The organism is Mangrovimicrobium sediminis, assembly GCF_004745945.1.
Classification (GTDB): domain Bacteria; phylum Pseudomonadota; class Gammaproteobacteria; order Pseudomonadales; family Halieaceae; genus Mangrovimicrobium; species Mangrovimicrobium sediminis.
In genome coordinates this window covers 348,742-368,494 of sequence record NZ_SRLE01000009.1, presented here as the reverse complement: position 1 = coordinate 368,494, position 19,753 = coordinate 348,742, and the positions used below count along the sequence as shown (strand labels likewise).

Genomic DNA, 19,753 nt, shown 5'->3' with positions numbered 1-19,753 from the left:
ACCTCAACTCTTTGCCGGGCCGCAGGCCTGAGCGACCAGCGCGATGATCTGGCGCGCGATACTGGCCTTGCTGGCTTTTTCCAGGGCGCGCTCCCCGCCGTCCCAGATCACGGTGACCGCGTTGTCCGCGCTATTAAAGCCGATGGAGGTGTCCGCCACGTCGTTGGCGACAATCATATCCAGCCGCTTGGCCGCGCGTTTGGCGCGTGCGTAGTCCAGTACGTCGCGCGTTTCCGCGGCAAAGCCCACGCTGAAGGGGCGCTGCTCGCTGCCGGCGATGGCGCTGACGATATCCGGGTTGCGGACCAGTTCCAGCGTCATGGTGTCTGCGGATTTCTTGATTTTCTGCCCGGCCCGCGCCGCCGGACGGTAGTCCGCGACCGCGGCGCAGGCAATGAAGATGTCGCACTCCGGGAGCAGGTCCAGGCACTGTTCGAGCATGTCCTGGGCGCTGCTCACCCGCCGGCACACCACGTGCGCCGGTGCCTCGAGATTTACCGGGCCGCTGACCAGGGTGGTACGGGCACCGGCGTCCACGGCGGCGCGGGCCAGGGCGTAGCCCATCTTGCCCGAGCTGTGGTTGGACAAGTAGCGCACCGGGTCCAGCGCCTCGCGGGTGGGGCCGGCGGTGATCACCACGCGGCGGCCGGCCAGGGCGCCATCGCTGAACACGTCTGTTGCGGCGGCGGCAATGACTGCGGGCTCCTCCATGCGGCCAGGACCGACATCGCCGCAGGCCTGTTCGCCGCTGGCGGGACCTATGCGGCGGATGCCGCGGCTTTCGAGCGTCGCAATATTGGCTGTCGTCGCGGGGTCCGCCCACATCTGCTGGTTCATCGCCGGGGCCACCAGCAGCGGCGCGGGGGTGGCCAGGGCGACCGTGGTCAGCAGGTCGTCGGCGCGCCCGGCGGCGAGACGGGCGATGAGGTCGGCGGTGGCCGGTGCCAGCAGCAGCAGGTCGGCCCAGCGGGCCAGTTCGATATGGCCCATGCCCAGCTCCGCCTGCTCATCCAGCAACTCGGTGTGAACCGGATGCCCGGACAGCGCCTGCAGGGTGAGTGGCGTGATGAACTCCTGCGCGCCGCGGGTCATGATCACGCGCACAGTAGCGCCCAGCCCGCGCAACTGGCGCACCAGCTCCGCCGACTTGTAGGCGGCGATGCCGCCGCTTACCCCAAGCAGGATGTTGCGATTGAAAAGATGTCCCATCGGTGCGCCCGAATTGACACAATAGCCCCGTAAAGGGAAGGAAAGATACCACCTGGCCCGTGGATTTGACACAGGCGCGGTGGCGGCCCGGGGAGGGGCGGATGAATGACGCAAACGCAATGGCTGGCGGGGGAGGGGCCGCGCGACCGCTTGCTGCGCCACGGCGCGGCGGTGCTCTCCGACGCGGAACTGCTCGCGGTGTTGCTGCAGACCGGCTACAGCCGCCGCAACGCCGTGGCCCTGGCCGGTGACCTGCTCGCCCACTTCGGTTCTCTGGCCGGCCTGGTCCGCGCCGACCGCAGTAGTCTCCTCGCCTGCCGCGGCGTGGGCGAGGCCAAGCTCGCCGTGTTGCGCGCCGCCCAGGAACTCGCCCGGCGCCAGGCCCTGCAGGAACTCGAGGGCAGCGACGTGCTATCCAGCCCGGCCCAGACCCGGCGCTTCCTCCAGCACCACCTAGGCGGCCTCAACCGCGAGGTGTTCAGCGTCATCTTCCTCGACAACCAGCACCGCGTGCTGCGCTGCGAAGACCTGTTCCTCGGCACCCTGGACGGCGCCGCCGTCTACCCGCGGGAAGTCGCCGTGCGCGCCCTGCAATACAGCGCCGCGGCGGTCATCTTCGCCCACAACCACCCCTCCGGTGTCGCCGAACCAAGCAGCGCCGACCGCCGCATCACCGAACGCCTGTGCGCCGCCCTCGGCCTGCTCGACATCCGCGTCCTCGACCACATCATCGTCGGCCGCGGCAGGGAGTACTCCTTCGCCGAGCAGGGTTTGTTGTAGGCCCTGGATGGTGCTGGAAATATGTCAACGGAGGTAAGACGTAACAATAGAAAGAGGAAGCGACAGAGGACAGAGAAAGCACAATGCGCCGCCACCCGAGCCTGCACATGGACGTGCGCTGTTTGGCGTGTTCCACCCGGCGACTGATGCCGCGCTGGCCGGCCCCCACGCCCGGGCTGAATTCCCCCACGCCCGGGCCGATTCCCCCCACGCCCGACCTTCACTCGGGCACCGGCACCACGCAGTCCGCGGATTCACTACAGCCCGCACTCCCGCGCCGGGTCTCCAGCCAACCCGAAGCATCGGTCCTCGGCCCGGCACCCACGCAATCGGCACCAGACCCCGCCGAATACCGCTTGCTATGCCATATCCCTTCTGGTATAAAGTCGCGCTCCGCGCGGTGGGGCCCCCTTTTCGAGCCGGCCGCAGCTACAAATTTCAAGCATGTCCCGCGATTTGGGAGACCCGTATCATGGCAAGAGTATGTCAGGTCACCGGCAAGCGTCCGGTCACCGGTAACAACGTATCACACGCAAAGAACCGCACCCGTCGCCGGTTCCTGCCCAACCTCCACCAGCACCGTTTCTGGGTGGAGTCAGAGAAGCGCTTCGTCAGCCTGCGCGTCTCCTCCAAGGGCATGCGTATCATCGACAAGAAGGGTATCGAGAGCGTCCTCGAGGACATTCGCGCCCGCGGCGAGAAGGTTTAAGCGAGGAGACACCCATGAGAGACAAGATTCGCCTCAACTCCACCGCGGGTACTGGTCACTTCTACACCACCGACAAGAACAAGCGGACCATGCCCGACAAGATGGAAATCAAGAAATACGATCCCGTCGCCCGCAAGCACGTCGTGTATAAGGAAGGCAAGATCAAGTAAGTCTCGCCTCCCGGATCGCACTGAACCCCGGCTTGTCCGGGGTTTTTTGTCTTTGCGCCAGGCCAGCCATACCCGCCGCGCCCGCCAGGCCTGAGGAGCCCACGGCCCATGCCCGAGTTGCCCGAAGTCGAGACCACCCGCCGCGGTATCGAGCCGCATGTCCTGGGGCGCCGGGTGGAGCAGGTTATCGTGCGCGAACCGCGCCTGCGCTGGCCGGTGCCGGGAGACCTGCCGCAGCGCATGGCCGGGCAGGTGATCGACGCTGTCGAACGCCGGGCCAAGTACCTGTTGCTGCGCACCGCCGCCGGTAGCGCGCTCATGCACCTGGGCATGTCGGGTTCCCTGCGGGTGGTCCCGGCGGGGCAGGCACCGGGCAAGCACGACCACCTGGATATCCGCTTCGCCGATACCCTCACCCTGCGCTTCAACGACCCGCGCCGGTTCGGTTGCTGCCTGTGGCTGGAGCCCGGCGAGCAACACCCCCTGCTCGGGCGCCTCGGGCCCGAACCGCTGTCCGCCGAGTTCGACGGCGCCTACCTGTACGGCCGCGCGCGCGGGCGCAAGGGGCCGGTCAAACCCTTCCTCATGGACCAGAACATCGTCGTCGGCGTTGGCAATATTTACGCCGCGGAGGCCCTGTTTGCCGCCGGTATCCACCCGCAACGGCCCGCCGGGCGTGTGTCGCAGGCCCGCTACGAGCGCCTCGCCGAAGAAGTGAAGCAAGTACTTACTTTCGCTATCGGGCATGGTGGAACGACACTGCGGGATTTTGTCGGCGGCGACGGCAAGCCCGGTTATTTCGCCCAGGAGCTGTCCGTTTATGGCCGCGAGGGGCAGCCCTGCAAGCGCTGCGGAAAAACTTTAAAAAACTCCAGATTAGGCCAGCGCAGCACGGTCTATTGCGTGACCTGCCAGCGATGAACAGGCTAAACTTGCTGGAGATTAGGGGACTGGGTGAAAACCCCGGGGAGAAAAACAATGAAAACTCGACTGGGCGCACGTCGCGCCGTCACTGCTTTTATGATCGCCTGCCTGTTGGCACCGCAGATGCTCTGGGCCGATTCCGCCGTTGATGAAAGCCCGAATCCCTGGGCCATGGCGGGCGACCTGGTGGTCGCGCGGCCGCTGGGCGCGGCGATTACCGTGGGGGGCACTGCGGTCTGGCTGGTCAGCCTGCCGTTCACCCTGCTCTCGGGCCACGCCGGGGAAGCGGCGGACAAACTGATCATCGGTCCGGGCGCAGCCACCTTCGCCCGTTGCCTGGGTTGTCGCAACGTCGGCTACACCCACAAGGACATCGACGCCTACCACGAGGCCCAGGAGCGGGCGGCGGCTGAAGAGGCCGCAGCGGAGTAAGCGTCACCGTCCGCCTCGAGCGGGCGCACTTCCTTCCGGGCCGGCCCCTGCGCCGGCCTTTCAGCGTTTGAAGCGTTCCTGCAGTGCCTGCGCCACCGGTGCGGGCACGAAGGGCGTGATATCGCCGTTCATGCTGGCGATCTCCCGCACCAGCGATGAGGAAATGAACGACAGGTGCTCGGAGGGCGTCAGGAAGATGCTCTCGAATTCCGGGTACATGGCGCGGTTCATGTTCGCCAGCTGGAACTCGTATTCGAAGTCCGCCACCGCGCGCAGGCCGCGCAGCACACAGTGCGCGCCCTGGCTGCGGGCAAAATCGATGAGCAGGGTGTTGAAGCCGGTCACCTCGATATTGTCCAGGTGGGCGAGGCTGCTGCGGCACAGTTCAACGCGCTGTTCCAGGGTGAACAGCGGGGTTTTCTTCTCGCTGTAGGCGATGGCCAGGACGACCCGGTCGAATAGCCGTGACGCGCGCTCGGCGAGGTCCACGTGGCCGTTGGTCAGCGGGTCGAAGGTGCCCGGGTAGATCACGGTCTCGGTGCGCATCGCTGGTTTCCTGCCGGGGTAAAAGCAGCGGATGGTATACGGTTTACCCGGGTGTCACAACGAACAGCCGGTAGGCAACGCCGCCGGCGCGTTTCTCCCGGTGGCAGTCCCAGCCCGCGGGCAGTTCGGGCAGCGGCTCGCCGGCGCCGGTCTCGAGATAGACCAGGGCATCCGGTGCCAGCAACCCGCGTGCGTCGAGTTGGGCGCAGCTCGGTCCGGCGAGCGCGTGGCCGAAGGGCGGGTCCACGAATACGATATCCCAGGGCTGGGCCGCATCGGATTGCCCCGCGAGGTAGTCCAGCGCCGGGCGCTGGTGGCAGCAGCCGGCGGCGCCTGCGCCCAGGGTGTCCAGGTGTTGGCGCAACTGGCGGATGACGCGCGGCGAGGTATCGACGAAATCGCAGTGTGCGGCGCCGCGTGACAGGGCCTCGAGGCCCAGCGCGCCGCTGCCCGCGAACAGGTCCAGGCAGCGCGCGCCGTGTACTTCGGGGGTCAGCCAGTTGAACAGGGTTTCGCGCACCCGGTCGGTGGTCGGGCGCAGGCCCTCTTCGGGGGCGAAGCGCAGTTTGCGGCCGCGCCACTGGCCGCCGATGATGCGCAGCTCGCTGTGCCCCGGCCGCCCGCTCGCTCGCGACATTTCTTCACTCTTGGCAGGAATGTTAGGATAGTGGTTTCGCCGTCGCTTCTCTGGCGACAGCCCACTCTAGCACGACCGAGATGAAATTTTTCAAACGCAAGAAATCGCCGGAGGCGCCCGCGCCTGCGGAAGACAAGGACGTTTCCGGCACAGCGGCGGAGCCCAGCGGGACGCCGCCGGCGGCTGACGCCGAGGCCGCGACCGATACCCCTGCACCCGGCCCCGAAGCCAGCGCCGGCCCGGAAGTCTCCGCGGCAGGCCCTGGCCCGGAGGCCAGCGCCGTCCCGGCCGCTGAGCAGCCGCCCGTGCCGCCGCCCGTGCCGCCGCCCGACCTCGAACCCGAGACCGAACCCAGGCCCGAACCTGAGCCGGTCGCGCAAGATATTGCGGCGCCTGAGCCGACCGCCCAGGCAGCGAGCGCCGACGCACCGCCCGTCGAGCAACCGGCTCCGGGCAAGGAGAATACCGGCGCCGACAAGCCCGGCTTCTTCGCCCGCCTGCGGCGCGGACTGGGTCGCACCAGCGACAACCTCGTCGCCGGGCTCGGCAACCTGTTCCTCGGGCGCAAGGAGATTGACGCCGAACTGCTCGAGGAGCTGGAGTCGCGCCTGCTACTCGCCGACGTCGGTGTCGAGGCCACCATGGAGATCATCGGCCGCCTCACCCAGCGCGTATCGCGCAAGGAACTCACCGACCCCGCGGCCCTGCAGAACGCCCTGCAGGAGGAACTGCTGGGCCTGTTGCAGCCCTGTGAAAGCCCTCTCGATGTAAGCGCTCACAAACCCTACGTTATCCTGATGGTAGGAGTTAACGGCGTGGGCAAGACCACGACAATCGGCAAGCTGGCGCGCCGGTTCCAGGACGAGGGCCGCTCGGTGATGCTCGCCGCCGGCGACACCTTCCGCGCCGCGGCTGTCGAGCAGCTGCAGGCCTGGGGCGATCGCAACAACGTGCCGGTGGTTGCCCAGCACACCGGCGCGGACAGCGCCTCGGTGGTGTTCGATGCCCTGCAGGCGGCCCAGGCCCGCGGTGTGGACGTGCTTATCGCCGATACCGCCGGCCGCCTGCACAACAAGGACAACCTCATGGAAGAGCTGAAGAAGGTGGTCCGGGTGATGGGCAAACTGGACCCCGGCGCGCCCCACGAGGTCATGCTGGTGCTGGACGCCGGCACCGGCCAGAACGCCCTGGCCCAGGCCGACCACTTCCGCCAGTGGGTCGGGGTCAGCGGCATCACCCTGACCAAGCTCGACGGCACCGCCAAGGGCGGCGTGATCTTCGCAATAGCCCGCAAGCTGGGCCTGCCGATCCGCTTCATCGGCATCGGCGAGAGCGCCGAGGACCTGCGTCCCTTCGAGGCGCAGCCGTTTATCGAAGCGCTGTTTGCCGGGGACGACCGCCCTGCATGATCAGTTTTGAGCGGGTGAGCAAGCGCTACCCGGAGGGCCACGATGCCCTGCGGGAAGTCAGCTTCGATATCGCCCGCGACGACCTGGTCTTCCTCACCGGCCATTCCGGGGCCGGCAAGAGCACCCTGATGCGCCTGATCATGCTCATGGACCGCCCCACCCGCGGCAAGGTGGTGGTGGACGGGCGGGATCTATCCACGGTGTCCAATCGACGCATCCCCGGCCACCGCCGGCAGATCGGGGTGGTGTTCCAGAACCACCAGTTGCTGTTTGATCGCAATGTGTTCGACAACGTTGCCCTGCCGCTGGTGATCAGCGGCTACGACCACCGCGAGGTAGGTCGCCGGGTGCGCGCGGCGCTGGACAAGGTCGGCCTGCTCAAGCGCGAACGCGCCATGCCGGTGACCCTGTCCGGGGGCGAGCAGCAGCGCGTGGGTATCGCCCGCGCGGTGGTCGGTCGGCCCAAGATCCTGCTGGCGGACGAACCCACCGGCAACCTGGACCCGGAACTCTCCGCCGAGATCATGCAGCTGTTCGAATCCTTCAGCCAGGTCGGCGTTACGGTGCTCATCGCCAGCCACGACCTGGCCCTGATCTCGCGCCTGCGCCACCGCATCCTCACCCTGCGCGAGGGTCGCCTGGTGACCGGGGGGCTGTTGTGAGCCGTGCGCGCAGCGACCGCCCGCGCGGCGAGGGCGCCAGCCTCAGCCGGGCGCGCATGGCTGACCAGTACCGGGCCTGGTTGCGCCACCACCGGCTGTCCGCGGCGGAAAGCCTGCAGCGCGTTCTGGAGCGGCCGTTTTCCAGCCTGATGACCTGGTTGGTGATCGGTATCGCCCTGGCCCTGCCGGTGGGGCTCAGTGTCACCCTCGACAACGCCGCTGAGCTGAGCGCGCGCTGGGAGAGCCCGACACAGATCTCACTGTTCCTGCACACGGACGTGGACGCCGCGGCGGCCGCGGAACTGGCGCAGGCGCTGGAGCGCAGCGCGGAGGTGGCCCAGGTGCACCTGGTCTCCCGCGACGACGCCCTGGCCGAGTTCGGTGCGCTGTCCGGGTTTGCCGAGGTGCTCGCGGAGCTGGACGACAACCCGCTGCCCAACCTGCTGCTGGTGACCCCCGCCCCGCGCCTGGACCAGGACGCCGTGCGCACCCTGCGCGACAACCTCGACAAGCGCGACAAGGTCGACGAGGCGGTGCTCGACATGCAGTGGCTGCAGCGCCTCAACAGCCTGATGGACCTCGGCCGGCGCATGGTGATGGCGGTCGGCGCGCTGCTGCTGGTGGGGGTGATCCTGATCCTCGGCAATACTATCCGCCTCGCTATCGAGAACCGGCGCGACGAGATTGTCATCGTCAAGCTGGTGGGCGGCAGCAATCCCTTCGTGCGGCGGCCGTTCCTGTACACCGGCCTGTGGTACGGGGTCGGCGGCGGCCTGGTGGCGGGACTCGTGGTCAACGCCGCCCTGTGGTACCTGCAGGGGCCGGTGGGTGAGCTCGCCCGGCTCTACCAGAGCGGATTCGAGTTGCGCGGACCGGGCATCATGGGGGTGCTCAACCTGGTGATTATCGGCGGTTTGCTGGGCCTTGCGGGGGCCTGGCTGGCGGTCAGCCGGCACCTTGCGGCCATCGTTCCCCGCTAGTCCCCTAAAAGCGCGAAAACCTCTCCTATCTTATTGATATTTCACAAATAAAATTCGTCATTTGGCGCGGCGCCAGGGAACTTTCCGGCGATTAGCACTCTAATGGATTGAGTGCTAATATTACTGCCCCATTGATGGAGGTCCATGCAATGAACCTGAGTCTGCGACCTGTCGACCAGCTGGTACCGGGAGCCAACCTCGCCGCCTATGTGCAGGCGGTAGGCAGCATCCCCATCCTCAGCCCGGAGCGCGAACGCGAGCTGGCCGAGGACCTGTTCTACAACGACAACGTCGATGCCGCGCGCGAGCTGGTGATGTCTCACCTGCGCTTTGTCGTGCACATTGCCCGCAGCTATTCCGGCTACGGCCTGGCCGAGGCGGACCTGATCCAGGAGGGCAACGTCGGCCTGATGAAGGCGGTCAAGCGCTTCAACCCGGAGAAGGGTGTGCGCCTGGTCTCCTTCGCCGTGCATTGGATCAAGGCGGAGATCCACGAGTTCATTCTGCGCAACTGGCGCATCGTCAAGATCGCCACCACCAAGGCCCAGCGCAAGCTGTTCTTCAACCTGCGCGGACAGAAGAAGACCCTGGCCTGGCTGACCGCCCAGGAAGCCCAGGCGGTGGCCGATGATCTCGGCGTCGACGTCAAGGAAGTGCAGCGCATGGAGGGTCGGTTGTCCAGCCGTGACGTCGCCTTCGACCTGCCGGTGGACAGCGACGACGACGAAGCCTGGCAGGCGCCGCAGTACTACCTCGAGGACCACAGCGCAGACCCGGCGCGCAGTGTCGAGGAGAGCGAATGGCAGGAAAACAGCGAAGCGCAGTTGCACAATGCGCTGTCCGACCTCGATGAGCGCAGCCGCGATATTCTCGCCCAGCGCTGGTTGGCCGAGGAAAAGGCCACCCTGCACGAGCTCGCCGACCAGTACGGCGTGTCCGCCGAGCGCATTCGCCAGCTCGAGGCCAATGCCATGAAAAAACTGCGGGCCGCGATCGCCGCCTGACCCCGCGTTCGGCCAAATCCGCTGCCCGCCTGCCGGCGGGCGCGGTTCCGGTTATAATCGGCCGGGCATCTATCCCAGCACAGATATCCCGCCCATGGCCAAACTGTTCATCACCCTCGCCTCCCTCAGCGGCATGTTTGCCGTGATTGTCGGCGCCTTCGGCGCGCACGGCCTGCGCGATCGCCTGGACCCCTATTACATGGCGATCTACCAGACCGGCGTGCAATACCATTTCTACCATGCGCTGGCCCTGCTGGCGGTGGGCATCATTGCCCTGCACCAGCCGCAGACCGCCCTGCTCAAGAGCGCCGGCTGGCTGTTCCTGCTGGGCACTGTGATCTTCTCCGGCAGCCTCTACCTGCTGGCCATGACCGGTGTGAAATGGCTGGGCGCTGTCACCCCCCTCGGTGGACTGGCGTTCATCGCCGGCTGGGGCTGCCTCGCCGCCGTCGGCTGGAAGATGCTCAACTAAACATGAGTGACCCGCGACAGGCGCGCCCGATTCGCAGTTACGTGCTGCGCACCGGGCGCATGACCCCGGGCCAGCAGCGCGCCTTCGATGAACACTGGGCGCGCTGGGGTCTGGAGCACGCGGACGGCGCCCTGGATTTCGAGCGCGCCTTCGGCCGGGGCGGGCCGCGGGTGTTGGAGATCGGCTTCGGCATGGGCCAGTCGCTGGTGACGATGGCGGCCGCCGCACCGACAACGAATTTTGTCGGCGTTGAGGTGCACCGGCCCGGTGTGGGCCGCCTGCTGCACAGCATGGCCGACCAGGGCGTCGACAACATCCGCGTCTACTGCCACGACGCCGTAGAGGTGCTGCGCGATTGCATCGCACCCGAAAGCCTGGACGGCATCCAGATCTTTTTCCCCGACCCCTGGCACAAGAAACGCCACCACAAGCGCCGATTGATCCAGCCGCCTTTCGTCGAGCTGCTGGTGTCCCGCATGGCTCCCGGCGGCCTGCTGCACCTGGCCACCGATTGGGAGAACTACGCCGAGCAGATGCTGGAGGTGCTCAGCGCCTGTGCCGCACTGCGCAACCAGGCCGGCCCGGGCCAGTATTCGCCGCGTCCCGATTCCCGCCCGCTGACCAAGTTCGAGCAGCGCGGGGAGCGTCTCGGACACGGGGTGTGGGATCTGCTCTTCACTCGCGCCTGAAGCACGCCTGTTTTTGCATGTCCGTCACGACTGGGTTTTAATGCCCAGATCACCGGCGCTTGCCGCCGACAGGGAGTTGTTGCGGGCCGGGTGATTGTCCAGTCGCATCGCGGGCCGGGGGGCCGCGGTTGTCGATTTTCCACGGAGGGCCTGTCCTTGTCGTTCAACAAGCATTCACTGTGCGGGCTGTTCCTGCTCGCCGGTAGCGCCGCCTGTTCGCAGGTCGCCGCGGAAAGTTTCCTCGACGAGATCGCCTGGGTGCCGCAGCTCGGGGTGCAGTACAAGCAGTTGGAATTCGAGCAGGATATCCGGGGTCTCGCGCGGACCCTCAATGTGGAGATGGACGCCGACCTGCCCTCGCTGAGCGCCGGGCTCGCGGCGGTGTACAGGCGCGGTTACGTCTCGCTCAAGTACGAGGGCACCTACTCCAACGTCAAGGCTGACAGCCAGGGCTCGCTGACCAACGCGCGCACCCCGATAGAGGCCGAGCGCGAGGACTACAGCATCACCGCCGGCTACCGGGTGTGGCGCACCGCCAACGTGTTTGCCGGCTACCTGGTGGGTGAAACGACGCTGACGCCGCTACCGCGATGTCCCCTGGATATCAGCGAGGAAGAGCCGGTGTGTGGCGACCTCGGTTCGGCGATCATCCCCGGCTCCGGCAACCGCGCCCACTACCACTACGTCGCCGGCCTGCCCAAGTACGAGCAGACCTACCGGGAGGATGGCTGGTTCGTCGGCGCCAGCTATGCCTGGAACGTGTTCGACACCGGCACGCTGTCGGTAAGTTTCGCCTACGCGTTCCTCGAGTCGCGCTTCAACGACAACTTCGGCGGGCCGAAGGAGCCGCAGTACCACCTCGATCTCGAGGGGGATGCGGACGGCTTCAGTCTCGGCCTCGCCTGGTCGCAGCCACTGTCCCAGCGCATGGGGTATTTCGTCGATCTGCGCACCCAGCAGTACGAGGCGACCACCTCCGACGACAGCGGCCTGGCGGCGGGCTCGGTGACCGACACCAAGGAGACCATGACCACGCTCACGCTGGGTGTGCAGTGGTACCTCTAGCGCCCGATGGTACCGGTAGGTTGATCAGAACGAACTGATCGACATGCCCTTGCGGCCGGCCCGTTGCTCGAGGCTGGCCACCTGGTCGCTCCAGCGCGCCAGAGCATCGGCGCCCAGCCCGCTGGCGGCGAGGTCATCCAGGAATTCGCGCGCAGCCTCCGCGTTGCCGTCGTCCACGTGCAGCGCGATGATCTTGCCGTACTTCTCCACCAGCTTGGCCCGGGAGCGGGCGAGCGCCGGTGTCTCGCCGGTGATTGTCCGGGCCTCGTCGATCTTCTGCGCTGCGCTGCGCAAGGTAGCGAGCGCCTGGCGGTTGTTGCCGAACAGTCCGGGCCGGGTATACGGGGTCGCGGTCAGCGCGTCGGCGCTGGCCAGGATCTCGTCGGCTTGCGCCTTGCGCTGTTCGCGCACGGCGGGGACCGTGGGCACTTCGGCGGTGGGCCGGGCCGGCGCGGTTGCCGCGGCCAGGGTGTTCTTCAGCGCCTGTACCCGCGCCGCCGGCGCGCCACCCGCTTCCAGTGCAGCGATCGCCTGCTGCGCCTCGCCGTAGGCCTTTTTCTCCAGGCTGAGCTGGGTGTCGGCGGCCACCTGTTCCAGCAGCGACGCGCGCAGTGCCAGCGCTTCGGCGTTGCCCGGGTCCAGTTCCAGTACCTGTTGCAGGCTCTCCAGCGCGTTGTCGCCGCGCGGCAGGTAGAGGTTGCCGCGCTGTGCCGCCTGTTGCGCGCCGCGCAACAGGGCGGCGACCCGCTGCGTGCGCTGGCTGTCCGCGGCCGCCTGCTGCTGCAGGCGGTCGCGCGCCTCGATCAGCGCGATCTGCACCTGGGCATAGCGTGCATTGGCCGGCGACAGGCTGCGTGCACGTTGTAGCTTGGTCTCGGCGACGTCGAGCTCGCCAGACTTCAGGTCGGCCAGCGCGGCGTCGATGAAACGCCCGGCGACCTTCTCGATACCGGTCAGGGCATCGAGGTTGGCCGGGTCGAGTTCGCGCACCTCGCGGAATTTCTCCACCGCGTTCTCGCCGGTCGGGGCATCCAGGCGGCCGGCCGCGAGGTCTTTCTCGGCGCCGGCGAGCAGCGCCTGCACCCGTTCCTGGCGGGCGCTGCGCTCCGCCTGCAGGGCCTCGCGCTGTGCTTCCTGGCGGGCGGACAGCTTGCGTGTTTCCTCGTCAAGCCGTTGCAGCAGTGCCTCTTTCTCCATCCGCACACTGTCGCTGGTCGCCGCCAGGTCCGGGTGCTGCGGATACACCTGCAACGCGGCGCGAATCAGTGCGTCGGCGCGGCCGAGTTCGCCGGCGTCGGCCTGCGCGCGGGCCTGTTCCAGCAGCAGCCCGGCGATGGTGACGATACCCTGCTGGGCGGCGGCGTTCTGCGGATCCAGGGCGAGCACGTCCTGGTAGCGCACATAGGCGTTGGCATCCAGCGGGCTGGTCAGCTGTCCCGCGGCGAGCAGTCGCCCGGCCTCGTCGAGCAGCCGGGAGGTGCGGTCGTCGCGTTGTTCGGTGATCTGTTGCTGCTGCTGGTTGGCGGCCAGCGCCTCCTGTAGTACCAGCTTGTGCTGTACCAGTTCCTCGTCGCTGACGTAGAAGTTGATCAGTGACGCCTGCTGCAACAGCTCCCGCGCGCGACGGAAGTCCTGCTGCTCGAGGGCCTCGCCCGTACCCTCGAGGTAGAGGCCGAACAGGCGATTGATCGCCACCCGGCCGCCGCTGTCGTCGGGTGCCAGTTCGAGCAGGCTGGTGAGGTAGGCCTGTGCGTTCTGCCCGTCGTTGCCGTAGAGCCTGCCCTGGTCCATCGCCTGCCGCGCCCTGCGTAACAGGTCCGCGGTCCAGGTGGCGACATCGTGGGTGGATGTCGAGGTCGCGGCGCTGCGGCTGGGCAGCGGCGGGGACTGGTTGGCCTGCCACAGCCACCAGCCGGTGGCACCCATGGCCACGGTGGTCGCTGCGGTAATCCAGGTGGTGAGTCGCCGTGGGCGGCGCGGTTGCAGCACCGCGGTCTGGGTATCCAGGTGCGAGGACAGGTTGCGCGAGCCGCTGCCGCCCGTGCGTCCGGTGGTGCTGCCGCGCCCGCTGCGCCGCGCCGCGCCGGCCGAGACCACCGCGGCGGGCGGGTTGATGTGGACCAGCTCGGCGTTGTCCACCTCCAGTTCTTCCAGCGCGTCGAGAAACTCCCGGCCGGTCTGGAAGCGGTTATCGGGATCCTTGGCCAGCGCGCGGTCGATGAATGCCTGGAAACCGGCCAGTTGCTCGGGCAGGCGCGGGATGGGGTTGTTGATGTGCATGATGCCGGTGGAGACCGGGGAATCCCCGGCAAAGGGCACCTCGCCCACCATCATCTCGTAGAATATGATGCCCAGGCTGTACAGGTCCGAGCGACCATCCGGGTTGCGCGCCATGGCCTGTTCCGGGCTCATGTAGCTGGGGGTGCCGACGATCACGCCGGCCTGGGTCATCTGTGTCTCACCGTCGGTCTGCTTGGCGATGCCGAAATCGCAGATGACCGCGCTGCGGTCCTCACGCAGCAGGATGTTCTCTGGCTTGACGTCGCGGTGGACGAATTTGCGCCGCGCCGCGTAGTCCAGCGCCGAGGCCAGTTCGCGGGCGATGCGAAAGCCCTCGGCCAGCGCGATGCCGCGCTGCAGCAGTTCCTTGAGACTGCCGCCGGGCAGGTACTCCATGGACAGGTAGTGGAAGTCCTCGTGCCGCCCGACCTCGTAGACCGGCACGAAGTTCGGGTGCGTGAGTTGCGCCACGATGCGCGCCTCGCGCAGGAAGCGGTCACCGAAGGAGGGGTCGCGCAACAGGTGCGGCGACATCACCTTGAGCGCGACCTGGCGGCCAAAGCTGGTCTGCTCGGCGAGGAAGATGTCCGCCATGCCCCCGTGTCCCAGGCGCTTGAGGATGGTGTACCCCGGTATTGTTGGAAATTCCATATCCGCGGCTCCGCCGGATCTGGTGGTGTCTGCGTTGTATGTAGCGAATCGGAGAGCGGCTGTGCTTTCCCCCTAACCAGAGAAATATAGCACTCCTGTGCGCAGACGCAGGGTTAGCGGGGAGGATCTTCCCACGCAGCAAGACAGGATTCGACAAACGCGGCCCACACCCCGGACGGCTCCCACAGCTGGAGCAGCGCCTGGCGCGCCTCCTCGGGCGCCAGGTTGCACCGGGTGACGCGATACAGGTAGACGAACGCGGAAACCCGCATATTGTAGGCGCAATGCACCAGGGTCGGTTCGCCGGCGACCGCATCCAGACAGGTGCAGAACAGCTCAAACTGCGCGCGGGTCGGGTTCTCGAAATCCACCGGGATATTCAGGTAGTCGATACCCTGCGCGGCGACGATGCGTGCCTCGTCGGCTACCGCGTTGTCGGAGTCGGGCAGGGCGAGGTTGATCACGTGGCGGATGCCCAGCGCGCCGAGTGTCGCCAGTTGCCCGGCGTCGGGCTGGCCGGCGGTGTGCAGCCAGTCATCTATTTGCAGGTAGTTGCGCCAGTCGTGCATGTGGCCAGCTCCCTCGCGCTGCGCGGGATCAGTCGAAGAACTCGGCGATGACCGAATCCAGGAAGCGCCGCCCCAAGGGGCTGGCGCGCACCCGGTCACCGTCGCACTCGAGCAGTCCGTTGTCCACCTGGCGCTGGATGCCCGGGGCCAGCACCTCGCGCGACAGGCAGGTACGCGCCTCGAAGTCCGCCAGCGCGAAGCCGGCGTTCAGGCGCAGCGCATTGAGCATGAACTCGCCGGCGAGTTCGTCACGGGGCACCTGGTGGCGCTGGGCTGTCGGGTCCTGGGCGCGCATGTAGTCCGCCGGCATGCGCGTCTTGGTGTAGCGCCAGACATCGCCATGGGCATCGGTTACCTTGCCGTGGGCGCCGGCGCCTACACCCAGGTAGTCGCCAAACTGCCAGTAGTTCAGGTTGTGGCGGCACTGCTTGCCGCGCCGACTGTAGGCGGAGATCTCGTACTGCCGGTAGCCGGCGAAGTCGAGCACCTTTTCCCCCTCGTCCTGGATGTTGGCCAGTTCCTCCTCCACCGGCAGCAGTGGCGGGCGGTTGTGGAAGACGGTATTGGGCTCGATGGTCAGCTGGTACCAGGACAGGTGCGCCGGTGCGCACAGGATCGCCATGCGCAGGTCGGCCAGTGCGGCCTCCACGTCCTGGCCGGGCAGGCCGTGCATGAGGTCGATATTGAAACTGTCGAAGCGCGCGGTCTCGGCGAACTCGACGGCGGCCAGCGCCTGGTCGGGGTCGTGGACCCGGCCCAGGGCCCGCAGTTTCTCCGCGTCGAAGCTCTGTATGCCCAGGGACAGACGATTCACGCCCGCGGCGCGAAAGCCGTGGAACTTCTCCCCTTCGGCACTCCCGGGATTGGCCTCCAGCGTAATCTCGACGTCCGCGGCGAAAGCCACCTCGCGGCGCAGGCCGGCGAGCAGCGTGGCGATGCCCTCGGCGCTGAACAGGCTGGGGGTGCCGCCGCCGATGAACACGCTGCGAATCTCGCGGCCGCCGGCCAGGGGCGCATCGCGGCGCAGGTCGTGCAACAGGGCGTTCACGTACTCGCGCTCGGGTATGCCGTGCGCTTCGTGGGAGTTGAAATCGCAGTAGGGACACTTGCGCACGCACCAGGGCAGGTGCACGTAAAGACTGAGCGGCGGTGCGGGCATCTTCAACGCCGCTGACCCAGCGCCTCCAGCAGCGCGGCGGAAGCGCGCGCGCGATGGCTGATGCGGTTTTTCACTACCGGAGGGAGCTCCGCTGAACTGCAACCTTCCTCTGGCACGAAAAACAGCGGGTCGTAGCCGAAGCCCTGCTCGCCGCGCGGCGCCTCCAGTATGCGTCCCTCCCAGCTGCCCTGGCAGATTAGCGGCGTGGGGTCCTGTGCGTGGCGCAGGTAGACCAGCACGCACTGGAAGCGCGCGGTGCGTTGCACTTCCGGCAGGCCCTCCAGGGCGCGCAGCAGTTTTGCGTTGTTGCCGGCATCTCCCTCGCCGGAATAGCGTGCCGAGTGAATACCCGGGGCGCCGTCGAGGTAGTCCACCTCCAGGCCCGAATCGTCGGCGATGGCGGGCAGTCCGCTGTGCTGGCAGGCGGCGCGGGCCTTGATGATCGCGTTCTCAACGAAGCTCAGGCCGTCTTCTGCGACCTCCGGCACGTCGAAATCGGACTGTGCCCGCAGGGTTACGCCGAGCGGCGCGAGGATGCGGCCAAGCTCGCGCAACTTGCCCTGGTTGCCGCTGGCCAGCACGATGCTGCGCTGCTCGCCGCCTGTCATTTTTTCAGTTCCTCGTAGACCTGCTGCTTGAATTTGAAGGTTTGCGTCTCGTCGCTGTTCTCGGCGCGGAAATGAATCTCAAAGTGCCGCCATTCCTCGTTCAGGAAATCGAAGGGCGCGATGTAGTAGATCGCCGGCGGTTCGCTCACTTCCTGGAACTCCAGCTCGGTGGATTTCTGCAGCAGGTCCCAGCTACTTCCCTTGAGCTGCATGGCGCGCGCCACGTCACTGCCGTCGGGCAGATGCTCGCGCAGCGCCAGGTTGAGGATGGCGCGATCGTCGCCGCGCACGATGCCGTAGGCGGCGGCGACCTGCGGGTCGAGGAAGGTGGTGTTGACTACCGCGTAGTGCAGTTCGTAGGGGCCGAAGCGTTTCGACTGCTGTGCCGACGCGGGCACGGCGAGCGCGGTGACGGCAACAATCAGGGAACAGAGCAGATAGCGCATGGGCACCTCACCGGGTGATGTGGTAGATCGCCGTGGTGGCGAACAGGTTGGGCCAGAAGCGGGCCATCAGGCGGTTTTCCCCGCCCGGTCCACCGACCATGTCGCGGGCCAGTATGCGGATGCCCTGCTCGCGGCATAGCACCTCGAAATCTCGCACGGTACAGAAGTGGATATTGGGCGTGTCGTACCAGGAGTAGGGCATCAGCCGCGACACCGGCATGCGCCCGAACACGCCCAGGTGCAGGCGGCAGCGCCACTGGCCGAAATTGGGGAAGGTGACGATGCACTCGCGCCCGATACGCAGCATCTCGGCGAGGACCAGGTCCGGGTGGCGCACCGCCTGCAGGGCGTGGGCGAGCACCACGGTGTCGAAACTCTGGTCCGGGAAGTTGCCCAGGCCCTCGTCCATGTTCTGCTTGATGATGTCCAGGCCACGGCCCATGGCGGTGGTGATGCGCCCGTCGTCAATTTCCAGCCCGGTGCCGCGCACCTCGAGCCGCTCGCGCAGTTGCTGCAGGAACTCGCCGTCACCGCAGCCGAGGTCCAGCACCCTCGAGCCGGGGGCGATCCAGCGCACGATGTGGGTGAGGTCCTGGCGCATCAGGCGTCGCCCCCCACCCGCCGCATGTAGGCGCTGAAGGCGGCCAGGTAGGCGGGGATAGGCATGAGGAAGGCGTCGTGGCCTTCGTCCGCCTCGATGTCGATATAGCTCACCGGCTTGTCCGCGGCGATCAGCGCGTCGACGATTTCCTGTGAGCGCTGCGGCGAGAAGCGCCAGTCGGTGGAGAACGAGACCACCAGGAAACTGCAGCGGGCATGGCCGAAGGCCTGCACCGGGTCGTTGTCGTACTCCCGGGCGAGGTCGAAGTAGTCCAGGGCGCGGGTCATCAGGATATAGGTGTTGGCATCGAAGCTGCCGGAGAAGCGGCTGCCCTGGTAGCGCAGGTAGCTCTGTACCTGGAATTCCACACCTTCCTCGCTGCCAATGTTGAAGTTGCCCGAGCGCAGGTCGCGGCCGAATTTGGCCGCCATCGCGTTATCCGACAGATAGGTAATGTGGCCGACCATGCGCGCCAGGGCGAGTCCCTGGGCGGGGATCGCGTCGTTGGCCAGGTAGCGCCCCTCGTCGAAGGCCGGGTCGGAGAGGATCGCCTGCCGCGCCACCTCGTTGAAGGCCAGGTTCTGCGCGCTGAGTTTCATCGCCGCGGCGATCACCACGCAGTGCTTCAGGCGCTCCGGGTATTCCAGCGCCCAGCGCATGGCCTGCATGCCGCCGAGGCTGCCGCCGATCACCGCGGCCCAGCAGTCGATGCCCAGGTAGTCCGCCAGCCGCGCCTGGCTGTGCACCCAGTCGCGCACGCGCAGGGGCGGGAAGTCCGGACCCCAGGGTTTGCCGGTGGCGGGGTTGATCGAGGTCGGGCCGGTGGAGCCGTGGCAGCCGCCGAGGTTGTTCAGGCTGACGACGAAAAAACGCTCGGTGTCGATGGGCTTGCCCGGGCCGATGCACTCGTCCCACCAGCCGGGTTTGCGATCTTCCTCGCTGTGGTAGCCGGCGGCGTGGTGGTGGCCGGAGAGTGCATGGCAGACCAGCACCGCATTGCTCTTCGCCGCGTTCAGTGTGCCGTAGGTTTCGTAGACCAGTTCGTAGTCCGCCAGCTCGCGGCCGCAGGCCAGTGGCAGTGCTTCGGCGAAGTGCGCAACCTGCGGCTGTACCAGCCCGACGGAGCGGCTGTCGCGGGGTGCGCTCACCATGCGTGGCTCAGAGGCCGATCACCAGGGCCGGGTGCAGGCCGACGCCGCCGGCGAGGTTGCGCACGATGATCTGCGCCACGTTGAGCAGGATGAATACCATGATCGGCGAGAAATCGAATCCGCCCATCGGCGGCAGCAGGCGGCGGAAGGGTGACATCACCGGCTCGGTGAGCTGGTACAGCAGCATGACCACCGGATGGCCGCCGCCCGGCGACAGCCAGCTGAGGATGATCATGGCGATGATGGCGATGAAATAGACATTCAGCAACAGGCTGAGCAACCCGATCGGCGCCCACACCAGCAGCGCGATGGGGCTGGGGAAACCCGCCCCGTAGAGGCCGAGCAAGACGATGAAGATCAGCATCTGCAGCAGCAGGCAGAGCACCAGCGAGGACAGGTCGATGCCGCCGAAGCCGGGCAGCACGCGGCGCAACGGCAGTACCAGCGGGTTGGTGATCTTGACCAGGAACTGGCTCACCGGGTTGTAGAAGTCCGCGCGTACCAGTTGCAGCAAAAAGCGCAGCAGCATGGCGACCAGGTACAGACTGAGCGCGGTCTGCACCAGGTAGATCGCGATTTCGTTGAGTGCTCCCATGGTGT

23 protein-coding genes are annotated in these 19,753 nt (G+C 67.1%); 12 read left to right on the top strand and 11 right to left on the bottom strand.

Annotation, left to right across the window (positions count from 1 at the left end; all coding sequences use genetic code 11):
- Positions 1-3: 3 nt before the first annotated feature.
- Positions 4-1,209 (bottom strand): bifunctional phosphopantothenoylcysteine decarboxylase/phosphopantothenate--cysteine ligase CoaBC, encoded by a 1,206-nt coding sequence (coaBC, locus tag E4634_RS14605; protein WP_135445159.1) that lies wholly within the window; start codon positions 1,207-1,209, stop codon positions 4-6.
- A 105-nt stretch (positions 1,210-1,314) separates the two neighbouring features.
- On the opposite strand from coaBC, the gene radC reads away from it, so the two are divergent.
- The 5 genes from radC (at position 1,315) to E4634_RS14580 (ending at position 4,224) form a co-directional block, all read left to right on the top strand.
- Positions 1,315-1,989 carry a RadC family protein gene (gene radC / locus E4634_RS14600; RefSeq protein ID WP_135445157.1) on the top strand — a complete coding sequence of 225 codons (675 nt, stop codon included), beginning with the start codon at positions 1,315-1,317 and terminating at the stop codon, positions 1,987-1,989.
- Positions 1,990-2,461: 472 nt separating this feature from the next.
- Positions 2,462-2,698 (top strand): 50S ribosomal protein L28, encoded by a 237-nt coding sequence (gene rpmB, locus E4634_RS14595; RefSeq protein WP_135445155.1) that lies wholly within the window; start codon positions 2,462-2,464, stop codon positions 2,696-2,698.
- Positions 2,699-2,712: 14 nt separating this feature from the next.
- The gene (rpmG, locus tag E4634_RS14590) at positions 2,713-2,868 is read left to right on the top strand and encodes a 50S ribosomal protein L33 (RefSeq protein WP_135445153.1); all 156 of its coding nucleotides are present in this window, start codon (positions 2,713-2,715) and stop codon (positions 2,866-2,868) included.
- A 108-nt stretch (positions 2,869-2,976) separates the two neighbouring features.
- Positions 2,977-3,789, top strand: a complete 813-nt coding sequence (gene mutM / locus E4634_RS14585) for a bifunctional DNA-formamidopyrimidine glycosylase/DNA-(apurinic or apyrimidinic site) lyase (protein WP_135445151.1) — start codon at positions 2,977-2,979, stop codon at positions 3,787-3,789.
- A 57-nt stretch (positions 3,790-3,846) separates the two neighbouring features.
- On the top strand, positions 3,847-4,224 hold the full coding sequence (locus E4634_RS14580) for a hypothetical protein (RefSeq protein WP_135445149.1): 378 nt from the start codon (positions 3,847-3,849) through the stop codon (positions 4,222-4,224).
- A gap of 60 nt (positions 4,225-4,284) precedes the next feature.
- Here the strand turns inward: E4634_RS14580 and coaD are convergent, their stop codons facing one another.
- A complete protein-coding gene (gene coaD / locus E4634_RS14575; RefSeq protein ID WP_135445148.1) occupies positions 4,285-4,770 on the bottom strand; it encodes a pantetheine-phosphate adenylyltransferase in 486 nt (161 codons plus the stop codon).
- Positions 4,771-4,813: 43 nt separating this feature from the next.
- Positions 4,814-5,407, bottom strand: coding sequence for a 16S rRNA (guanine(966)-N(2))-methyltransferase RsmD (rsmD, locus tag E4634_RS14570; protein WP_135445146.1), 594 nt, complete (start codon positions 5,405-5,407; stop codon positions 4,814-4,816).
- Between the two features lie 80 nt (positions 5,408-5,487).
- On the opposite strand from rsmD, the gene ftsY reads away from it, so the two are divergent.
- The 7 genes from ftsY to E4634_RS14535 all read left to right on the top strand — a co-directional run bounded on the left by ftsY (position 5,488) and on the right by E4634_RS14535 (position 11,688).
- Positions 5,488-6,816: a signal recognition particle-docking protein FtsY gene (gene ftsY / locus E4634_RS14565; RefSeq protein ID WP_135445144.1), complete on the top strand. Its 1,329-nt coding sequence runs from the start codon at positions 5,488-5,490 to the stop codon at positions 6,814-6,816.
- Entirely contained in the window at positions 6,813-7,478 is a 666-nt protein-coding gene (gene ftsE / locus E4634_RS14560) for a cell division ATP-binding protein FtsE (protein ID WP_135445142.1), read from the top strand. The genes ftsY and ftsE overlap by 4 nt, the downstream gene beginning before the upstream one ends.
- Positions 7,475-8,458: a permease-like cell division protein FtsX gene (gene ftsX, locus E4634_RS14555; RefSeq protein WP_240725194.1), complete on the top strand. Its 984-nt coding sequence runs from the start codon at positions 7,475-7,477 to the stop codon at positions 8,456-8,458. Before ftsE ends, ftsX begins: the two co-directional genes overlap by 4 nt.
- Positions 8,459-8,607: 149 nt before the next feature.
- A complete protein-coding gene (gene rpoH / locus E4634_RS14550; RefSeq protein ID WP_135445140.1) occupies positions 8,608-9,462 on the top strand; it encodes an RNA polymerase sigma factor RpoH in 855 nt (284 codons plus the stop codon).
- A 94-nt stretch (positions 9,463-9,556) separates the two neighbouring features.
- Complete coding sequence (locus tag E4634_RS14545; RefSeq protein ID WP_206046894.1) at positions 9,557-9,934, top strand: DUF423 domain-containing protein; 378 nt, start codon at positions 9,557-9,559, stop codon at positions 9,932-9,934.
- A gap of 2 nt (positions 9,935-9,936) precedes the next feature.
- Positions 9,937-10,623: a tRNA (guanosine(46)-N7)-methyltransferase TrmB gene (trmB, locus tag E4634_RS14540; protein ID WP_135445136.1), complete on the top strand. Its 687-nt coding sequence runs from the start codon at positions 9,937-9,939 to the stop codon at positions 10,621-10,623.
- A gap of 156 nt (positions 10,624-10,779) precedes the next feature.
- Positions 10,780-11,688 (top strand): hypothetical protein, encoded by a 909-nt coding sequence (locus E4634_RS14535; protein WP_135445134.1) that lies wholly within the window; start codon positions 10,780-10,782, stop codon positions 11,686-11,688.
- A 24-nt stretch (positions 11,689-11,712) separates the two neighbouring features.
- Here E4634_RS14535 and E4634_RS14530 read toward each other — a convergent pair whose 3' ends face one another.
- From E4634_RS14530 to E4634_RS14495, 8 genes are all read right to left on the bottom strand, one after another.
- Positions 11,713-14,619, bottom strand: coding sequence for a serine/threonine-protein kinase (locus E4634_RS14530; RefSeq protein ID WP_135445132.1), 2,907 nt, complete (start codon positions 14,617-14,619; stop codon positions 11,713-11,715).
- A 113-nt stretch (positions 14,620-14,732) separates the two neighbouring features.
- Complete coding sequence (locus E4634_RS14525; RefSeq protein WP_135445130.1) at positions 14,733-15,188, bottom strand: protein tyrosine phosphatase family protein; 456 nt, start codon at positions 15,186-15,188, stop codon at positions 14,733-14,735.
- Between the two features lie 28 nt (positions 15,189-15,216).
- Positions 15,217-16,347: a radical SAM family heme chaperone HemW gene (hemW, locus tag E4634_RS14520; protein ID WP_135445128.1), complete on the bottom strand. Its 1,131-nt coding sequence runs from the start codon at positions 16,345-16,347 to the stop codon at positions 15,217-15,219.
- Between the two features lie 2 nt (positions 16,348-16,349).
- Complete coding sequence (rdgB, locus tag E4634_RS14515) at positions 16,350-16,955, bottom strand: RdgB/HAM1 family non-canonical purine NTP pyrophosphatase (RefSeq protein WP_135445126.1); 606 nt, start codon at positions 16,953-16,955, stop codon at positions 16,350-16,352.
- Positions 16,952-17,401, bottom strand: a complete 450-nt coding sequence (locus E4634_RS14510; protein WP_135445124.1) for a DUF4426 domain-containing protein — start codon at positions 17,399-17,401, stop codon at positions 16,952-16,954. Before E4634_RS14510 ends, rdgB begins: the two co-directional genes overlap by 4 nt.
- A 7-nt stretch (positions 17,402-17,408) precedes the next feature.
- Positions 17,409-18,002 carry a methionine biosynthesis protein MetW gene (gene metW / locus E4634_RS14505; protein ID WP_135445122.1) on the bottom strand — a complete coding sequence of 198 codons (594 nt, stop codon included), beginning with the start codon at positions 18,000-18,002 and terminating at the stop codon, positions 17,409-17,411.
- On the bottom strand, positions 18,002-19,153 hold the full coding sequence (gene metX / locus E4634_RS14500; protein WP_135445120.1) for a homoserine O-succinyltransferase MetX: 1,152 nt from the start codon (positions 19,151-19,153) through the stop codon (positions 18,002-18,004). Before metX ends, metW begins: the two co-directional genes overlap by 1 nt.
- 7 nt (positions 19,154-19,160) lie before the next feature.
- Positions 19,161-19,748: a YggT family protein gene (locus tag E4634_RS14495; RefSeq protein WP_135445118.1), complete on the bottom strand. Its 588-nt coding sequence runs from the start codon at positions 19,746-19,748 to the stop codon at positions 19,161-19,163.
- Between the last annotated feature and the right edge of the window lie 5 nt (positions 19,749-19,753).

Bases quoted from the DNA above. Each gene is read 5' to 3' on its own strand.
- metW (WP_135445122.1), bottom strand. From the start codon at position 18,002: ATGCGCCAGGACCTCACCCACATCGTGCGCTGGATCGCCCCCGGCTCG.
- ftsY (WP_135445144.1), top strand. From the start codon at position 5,488: ATGAAATTTTTCAAACGCAAGAAATCGCCGGAGGCGCCCGCGCCTGCG.
- rdgB (WP_135445126.1), bottom strand. From the start codon at position 16,955: ATGACAGGCGGCGAGCAGCGCAGCATCGTGCTGGCCAGCGGCAACCAG.
- E4634_RS14545 (WP_206046894.1), top strand. From the start codon at position 9,557: ATGGCCAAACTGTTCATCACCCTCGCCTCCCTCAGCGGCATGTTTGCC.
- rsmD (WP_135445146.1), bottom strand. From the start codon at position 5,407: ATGTCGCGAGCGAGCGGGCGGCCGGGGCACAGCGAGCTGCGCATCATC.
- rpoH (WP_135445140.1), top strand. From the start codon at position 8,608: ATGAACCTGAGTCTGCGACCTGTCGACCAGCTGGTACCGGGAGCCAAC.
- E4634_RS14530 (WP_135445132.1), bottom strand. From the start codon at position 14,619: ATGGAATTTCCAACAATACCGGGGTACACCATCCTCAAGCGCCTGGGA.
- radC (WP_135445157.1), top strand. From the start codon at position 1,315: ATGACGCAAACGCAATGGCTGGCGGGGGAGGGGCCGCGCGACCGCTTG.
- E4634_RS14580 (WP_135445149.1), top strand. From the start codon at position 3,847: ATGAAAACTCGACTGGGCGCACGTCGCGCCGTCACTGCTTTTATGATC.
- coaD (WP_135445148.1), bottom strand. From the start codon at position 4,770: ATGCGCACCGAGACCGTGATCTACCCGGGCACCTTCGACCCGCTGACC.
- rpmG (WP_135445153.1), top strand. From the start codon at position 2,713: ATGAGAGACAAGATTCGCCTCAACTCCACCGCGGGTACTGGTCACTTC.
- mutM (WP_135445151.1), top strand. From the start codon at position 2,977: ATGCCCGAGTTGCCCGAAGTCGAGACCACCCGCCGCGGTATCGAGCCG.
- rpmB (WP_135445155.1), top strand. From the start codon at position 2,462: ATGGCAAGAGTATGTCAGGTCACCGGCAAGCGTCCGGTCACCGGTAAC.
- E4634_RS14495 (WP_135445118.1), bottom strand. From the start codon at position 19,748: ATGGGAGCACTCAACGAAATCGCGATCTACCTGGTGCAGACCGCGCTC.
- coaBC (WP_135445159.1), bottom strand. From the start codon at position 1,209: ATGGGACATCTTTTCAATCGCAACATCCTGCTTGGGGTAAGCGGCGGC.
- trmB (WP_135445136.1), top strand. From the start codon at position 9,937: ATGAGTGACCCGCGACAGGCGCGCCCGATTCGCAGTTACGTGCTGCGC.
- hemW (WP_135445128.1), bottom strand. From the start codon at position 16,347: ATGCCCGCACCGCCGCTCAGTCTTTACGTGCACCTGCCCTGGTGCGTG.
- ftsE (WP_135445142.1), top strand. From the start codon at position 6,813: ATGATCAGTTTTGAGCGGGTGAGCAAGCGCTACCCGGAGGGCCACGAT.
- metX (WP_135445120.1), bottom strand. From the start codon at position 19,153: ATGGTGAGCGCACCCCGCGACAGCCGCTCCGTCGGGCTGGTACAGCCG.
- E4634_RS14525 (WP_135445130.1), bottom strand. From the start codon at position 15,188: ATGCACGACTGGCGCAACTACCTGCAAATAGATGACTGGCTGCACACC.
- E4634_RS14510 (WP_135445124.1), bottom strand. From the start codon at position 17,401: ATGCGCTATCTGCTCTGTTCCCTGATTGTTGCCGTCACCGCGCTCGCC.